Raw genomic sequence first — 3476 nt, forward strand, 5'->3', positions numbered from 1 at the left:
GGACGAAATCCACACCAGCCGCGGCCGCTACATGAGTGAGGTGGCCGCCCTGGCGGCGACGACCCTGGGGTCGAATGGCCTCGAGCTTGAAAACGCCTCTCTGACGAGCCTCAACCAGACCGACATCTCCGTGTTTGATCCCTCCAATGCGTTCGATGCCGAAGGCCTGACGCAGCTGACCGAGCAGATCGAAGAGCGCCGCCAGCTTCGCAACCGCATCGAAAACGAGTCGCGGATCAGCATAAAGCTCAAGGATTTCGAAACCGAGCAGCGGTCTCTGGAGATCGAGCGTGACCTCGAATACGCCCGCATCGAACAAACGCAAGCGATCGAAATCCGCAAAGCAGCCCAACTGGCCGAGATTGAGGCCGAGAGATCTAGTTCCACAATCAGTATTCAGAACGCCAGGATCCGCAGCGAACAAGAAGGCGAGCGGATTCGTATCGCCAAGGACCGACTCATCGATTCCGAACGGATCAACACTCAGTCGGAGGTGCGGTCATTGGAGATTAAGAAGCAGCAAGAGACTGAGATGACCGAGATCATGTCGCGCCGCGAGCTCGAGATGCAGAGGATCCAGAACCGCCGGGAAATCGAGGCAGAGCGGATCGATAACGAGCAGCATGTGAAGGAGTCTGAAATCCGTTCGCGTCAGGAGCTGTCGATCATCGAAACGACGTCATCGGCCGAGATCGACAAGGCCAAACTGCAGAACCAGCGGGTGACCGAGACGCATCGAATCGAGACCGACAAAACCATTGAATTGCTGGCCGTGGCGAAGTCGAAAGAGGTTCGCATCAGCAACGAACTTGCTGAGGCCGACCAGGAAAAGGCACGCCTGAAGAAACGTTACGATGTCGATGTCGAACGCTTGAGGGTCGACGAGGAAATCGTGCAGCTCGAGATCGAGAAAAACCAGAAGATCAAACTCGCCGAAACCAAGGCGTTTCAGGAGATCCAGGACGCGTCGATCGCCGCCAACCGCCAGATCGACGAGTTGCGCATCGCTGCGCGGAAGTTTGTCGATAAGTTTGAGATCGAGCAGCAGAAGGAAGTCGAAATCGTCGACAAGGAGCGCTTGATCGCGGTGATCAACAAGTCGATCGAGGAAGCCTACGCAAAGACCCAGGCCGCGGAAGCTCTGAAAAAACAGGTTGAACAGGAAGAGCAGGTCAACAGCGCACGCGAAGAAGAAGTGGCCGAACGCATCAAGCGGATCGAGCTCATTCAGTCTTCGTCCAGGGTCGAGCGTGACGCCCAACGCGTCGTTTCTTCGGCAAAGGCCGAGAAAGAAGCCACGGAACTCAGGGCGCTGGCGGAAATCGCCGAGTCCAATGCGGCCGAGGTCCGCTATGCCAAGGACGCCGCCGGGCAGCGTATGCTCAACGAGTCCGAAAACACCCGTTCGGATGCCAGCAGACGCAGTGCCATCTACGAAAACCTCGTCAGCAATCTGCCAAGCATCATCCGCGAGACAGTGAAGCCGATGGAAAACATCGAATCGATCAAGATACTCCAGGTCGACGGCCTGCCGGGCCTCAACAGCCCGTCCGAAATGGGTGGCGGCGAGGGCGGCTCGGGCGGCGGCAACATGACGGATCGCGTTGTCAATTCCGCTATGAAATATCGCACCCAGGTCGCCTTCGTCGACGGTCTCATGAAGGACCTGGGACTGCCGATCGAGAACCTCGGAAGCGCCGGCGGCATGTCGTTCCGCAACTTCCAGGGTTCGGATGCGCCGAAGGACAAGGACGACTGAGCGCGTACGAAACTAGCGAGAGCAACCGATGACCCCGCTCGGCAAACACGAAGCGCTGGACCGACACGCCTTGGTCATGGCCTGCTGGTTGGCAGTGGCCTTGCCCGCCGCGATCCTGTTTGAGTATGGATTTGGCCGCGGCGGAACACCCTATATCCTTGCCGGGTTCGCGGCCATTCTGGCGGGCTTTGTCGCTCACGTGATCGTCAATGTGGTCTACGGGACGGGTTTCTCGCCCCGAGAACTAGGGCTCGGCCTGGTCATCTACGGACTCGCGCTTGTGTTGTTCGTTGTTCTGTCGCTGGTCAGCGCGCCATTTGCCGCGCACAACTTCTTGCCGCTGAGCATCGGTTTTATCACAACGGGGGTCGTGGTCGTTTTCTACATGATCACCCGGTACGGGGCACGGCAGGCCTTCGAAGCGTTCGACGTTATCCGGGACTTCCGCTCGGATGACCGAGATTCAAAACGCGCGCCGGGAGACCATATATGACCCCGCTCTTGGTTTCCGTGCTCGGCATCGTCGCGGTCCTGGGCCTTTACCTTGCGACCATCAGCGGCCGTCACGCCCAGCAACCCGGTGATTTCGTCGACGCAGGCCTGGCATTGCCGCCATGGGTGATCATCTTCGCCGGCGCCGGCATTACCTTGGCCAGCCTCAGCCTTCCCGATCATCTGCTTTTGCTCGCCACCTTCGGCCTTCAATACAACCAGGTCGCAGTCGGTCTCATCTGTATCGCCCTTTGCGCTGCCATCACGCAGAAGCGGGTTTGGCTTGCCGCCCGGCTGACCTCGCTGCGCACGCTTGGTGACCTGCTGGGCGATTACTTCGGCAGCACGACGCTTCGCATCTATTTGCTGTTCGTGCTGTTCCTTTTCAGCGTCCCCTTTGCGGCGATGTGCCTGTCTCAGGCGGGTGCCTTGGTGAGCGGCGCGACCGCCAACGACGTTCCGTCCAGTCTCGCAATCTGGTCAATCGCATTCGTCCTGTTCCTCTGCAGCGTGATCGGAGGCTGGCGCGGGATTGCCTATCTTGTCGCCGCCCAGTCCCTGCTGGTCCTGGCTCTCATAATCTTTTTCGGCGGATTCACCGGCTTTGCGCTCCACAAATTGGCATTCGCCGCCAACGGGATTGGAACAGCCAGCGGCGTGCTGCCGGACAAGATCCCGGGCGTAATCCAGTTTAGCGCCGGCATTGGCAAAGAGCTGCCGGCCGGGGGGCTCTGGACCACCTTCGCGGGACTGACGTTCGCCCTGTCTCTGGGCGGCATCGCGATCAGTCCCGGCTTCAGCTTTCTGGGCGTGACAAGTGCGCCGCGCCGCGGCCTTGCATTTGGCCAGGTCTGGATGATCGCGGGACTCGCGGCTGGCGCCCTGATCCTGATCGGGCCGGTTCTGGCTGCGGAGATTGCGGCCAGTGGCTCGCTGACAGCCTTCACGACACGGCTGGCAACGCTCGATCCGATGGTGGCAGTGGGCTTTACAGTCCTTCTGGTCGCATCGGGCCAGATCGCGGTCGCATTCTTTGCCGGATCCGGTGCATCGGTCTGCACTATCGAGCTGACATCACGCTACATCATCCCGGGCATGGACCAGCGTTCGATGCGGTTTGCCGCGCGGGTGACCTTGGCGCTCGTCTACGGAGCTGTCGCTGCCGTCGCGAGCTATGCGCCCCTCAGCGCGACAATCTTCTCCTCCCTCACGCTCAGCCTATCCA

3 protein-coding genes are annotated in these 3476 nt (G+C 60.0%); all 3 read left to right on the top strand.

Features of this window, described 5'->3' with window-relative positions; all coding sequences use genetic code 11:
- Positions 1 to 40 precede the first annotated feature (40 nt).
- Complete coding sequence (locus tag EN925_RS28390; RefSeq protein WP_164894442.1) at positions 41 to 1759, top strand: flotillin family protein; 1719 nt, start codon at positions 41 to 43, stop codon at positions 1757 to 1759.
- A gap of 28 nt (positions 1760 to 1787) precedes the next feature.
- Positions 1788 to 2252: a hypothetical protein gene (locus tag EN925_RS28395; protein WP_127370315.1), complete on the top strand. Its 465-nt coding sequence runs from the start codon at positions 1788 to 1790 to the stop codon at positions 2250 to 2252.
- The coding region (locus EN925_RS28400; RefSeq protein WP_164894443.1) for a hypothetical protein at positions 2249 to 3476 on the top strand (1228 nt) is incomplete at its 3' end. The genes EN925_RS28395 and EN925_RS28400, both read left to right, overlap by 4 nt.

Origin of the sequence: Mesorhizobium sp. M7A.F.Ca.US.006.04.2.1, from assembly GCF_004022915.1 — a bacterium.
In the GTDB taxonomy this organism is placed as follows: Bacteria; Pseudomonadota; Alphaproteobacteria; order Rhizobiales; family Rhizobiaceae; genus Mesorhizobium; species Mesorhizobium ciceri.